General features: G+C 44.1%; 3 protein-coding genes and 1 pseudogene. All 4 read left to right on the top strand.

What is annotated here, in order from left to right; genetic code table 11:
- Positions 1 to 74, top strand: a pseudogene (gene aroD, locus SPADD19_RS12645) (type I 3-dehydroquinate dehydratase); the annotation flags it as partial.
- On the top strand, positions 64 to 936 hold the full coding sequence (gene aroE / locus SPADD19_RS05650) for a shikimate dehydrogenase (protein ID WP_061455475.1): 873 nt from the start codon (positions 64 to 66) through the stop codon (positions 934 to 936). The pseudogene aroD and the gene aroE, both read left to right, overlap by 11 nt.
- Before the next feature lie 161 nt (positions 937 to 1,097).
- Positions 1,098 to 2,171: a 3-dehydroquinate synthase gene (aroB, locus tag SPADD19_RS05655; RefSeq protein ID WP_061455476.1), complete on the top strand. Its 1,074-nt coding sequence runs from the start codon at positions 1,098 to 1,100 to the stop codon at positions 2,169 to 2,171.
- 6 nt (positions 2,172 to 2,177) lie between these two features.
- Positions 2,178 to 2,358: chorismate synthase (locus tag SPADD19_RS05660; protein WP_128861590.1), on the top strand; the 181-nt coding region annotated here is incomplete at its 3' end.

Below are 2,358 nucleotides of genomic sequence, written 5' to 3' on the forward strand. Positions count from 1 at the left end.
GAGAAGGAAGTGCGCCTGGTCAAATCCCTCTTGAAAATATGCGAAGAATTCGGGAATTATTAAATGAAGATTGATGGCTACACTCGGATGGCAGCAGTCATTGCTCATCCTATCCGCCATAGTATCTCCCCCTTTATCCATAATCTTGCTTATGAACTAACAGCGACCAATGCTGCTTACTTGGCTTGGGATATTGCTGAAGAAGATTTAGAAAGCACTGTCAGCCAAATTCGCAAGTTAGATATGATTGGGGCCAATATTTCCATGCCTTTTAAGCAAAAGGTCTTTCCTTATTTAGATGAAGTGGATGAGATGGCTCTAAAGATCGGCTCTGTCAATACTATCGTTCACCGTGATGGCAAGCTTAAGGGCTATAATACGGATGGGATTGGTTTCTTTCGTAGTTTACCTCCAGCTTTCTCCATTAAGGGAAAAACAATGGTTCTCTTAGGTGCAGGTGGTGCAGCTTTAGCGATTATTGCACAGGCGATTCATCTAGGTGTAAAACGAATCCTTGTCTTTGTGAGAGAGGAGAGATTGGTTCATTATCGTTCAATCGTTCAGTTGATTGAAGATGGCTTTGATTTCTTGATAGAATTGTATGCGATTGAGAAAAATGAAGACGTTCAAAGCTCCTTTCATCAAGCCGATCTCATCTTAAATGCCACTGGTGTTGGGATGGATGGTCAGTCTCTTCCGATAGCGAGTCACTTGACGTTTCCCCCACATGCCTTAATCGTAGAGATGGCCTACTATCCGGCAGTGACCCCCTTTTTGCAATTAGCAGTGAATCAAGGAAACCAGAGGGTAAATGGGTTGGGAATGCTCTTTTATCAAGCTGAAGCAGCCTTTGAATTGATGACTGGGAAAGTATTTCCTACGGAGTCTGTGTGGGAAGCATTGAAAACAGAATATCACCAATTTGTATGTGACTAAGAGAGGGTTTTACCTTTTCCTATTGAAAAAGCTTTATGAGATTAGAACAAGAACTGATTTTTAAAAAACAGTCTTGCTCTAGTCTCTTTTTCATTTTGTTTGAGACATGTGCCTTATTTCATGATAAGATAGAATGAAAGAATAACACGAAGGAGATTCCTATGAACGTATCGGTACCTATTCCAGGACATTCCTATGAGATTGTGATTGAAAGAGGTGGTCTCAACCAGGTTGGAGACTGGCTGCGCACTCTTTGGGGTGATAAAAAAGTCGCTATCATTTCCGATAACCGCGTGGCTAAGCTATATGCAGCTATTGTAGAGAATAGCCTTGAGAAAGCTGGTTTTCAAGTGGTGCGCTTTGAGTTTCTTGAAGGCGAAGCCAGTAAGAATTTGACCACTGTTTCAAAAGTTTATGACTTTCTAGCTACCCAGGGCATGACGCGCAGTGATGGAATTGTTGCTCTTGGGGGTGGCGTAGTTGGTGATTTGGCTGGCTTTGCGGCCTCGACTTATATGCGGGGAATTTCCTTTGTTCAGATTCCGACTAGCTTAACCGCCCAGGTGGACTCTTCTATCGGTGGAAAGACTGGAGTCAACACAGCATTTGCCAAAAACATGGTGGGCACCTTTGCCCAACCGGACGGTGTGTTCATTGATCCTGAAGTGTTGAGCACTTTGGGACACCGTGAATTAATCGAAGGAATGGGGGAGGTCATCAAGTACGGTCTCATCCAAGATACGGAACTTTGGCAAGAGTTGGAAGCTATGGATGGCTCTGTCGAAAGTATTTTAGAGCATGCAGAGAGCATTATTTCTCATTCTTGTCTGGTGAAGCGTGACCATGTGGTGGCAGATGAGCTGGACAATGGGATTCGACTGTATCTCAATTTTGGGCATACCATTGGTCATGCCATTGAAGCGACAGCGGGTTATGGACAGGTCATGCATGGGGAAGCCGTTAGTATGGGCATGGTGCAGCTGTCACGAGTTGCAGAAGAAAAGGACTTGATGCCAAAGGGAATCAGCCAACAAATCGAAGAAATGTGTAGGAAATTTGGACTTCCGGTGGCCTATGAGAACTGGGATAAAGAAGCCCTTTATCAAGCCTTGACCCATGACAAAAAAGCGCGTGGAACTAGCTTGAAATTAGTGATTGTTCCAGAGTTGGGGCAAGCTGCGGTTCATCAAATCCCTCTTAAAGAAATGAAGGACTTTTTAGAAAGAAAGGAATAAGGTCGTATGAGATATTTAACAGCAGGAGAGTCCCACGGTCCTCGATTAACAGCCATCATCGAGGGGGTCCCGGCAGGACTTCCTTTATCTGAAGAGGATATTAATAAAGAGCTCAAACGTCGACAAGGTGGATATGGTCGTGGGGCTCGGATGAAAATCGAGAGTGACCGTGTTGAGATCACATCAG

The organism is Streptococcus parasanguinis, from assembly GCF_001578955.1.
GTDB lineage: Bacteria > Bacillota > Bacilli > Lactobacillales > Streptococcaceae > Streptococcus > Streptococcus parasanguinis_U.

Excerpts from the sequence above, each read along its gene's own strand:
- aroB (WP_061455476.1), top strand. The coding sequence starts at position 1,098 with ATGAACGTATCGGTACCTATTCCAGGACATTCCTATGAGATTGTGATT.
- aroE (WP_061455475.1), top strand. The coding sequence starts at position 64 with ATGAAGATTGATGGCTACACTCGGATGGCAGCAGTCATTGCTCATCCT.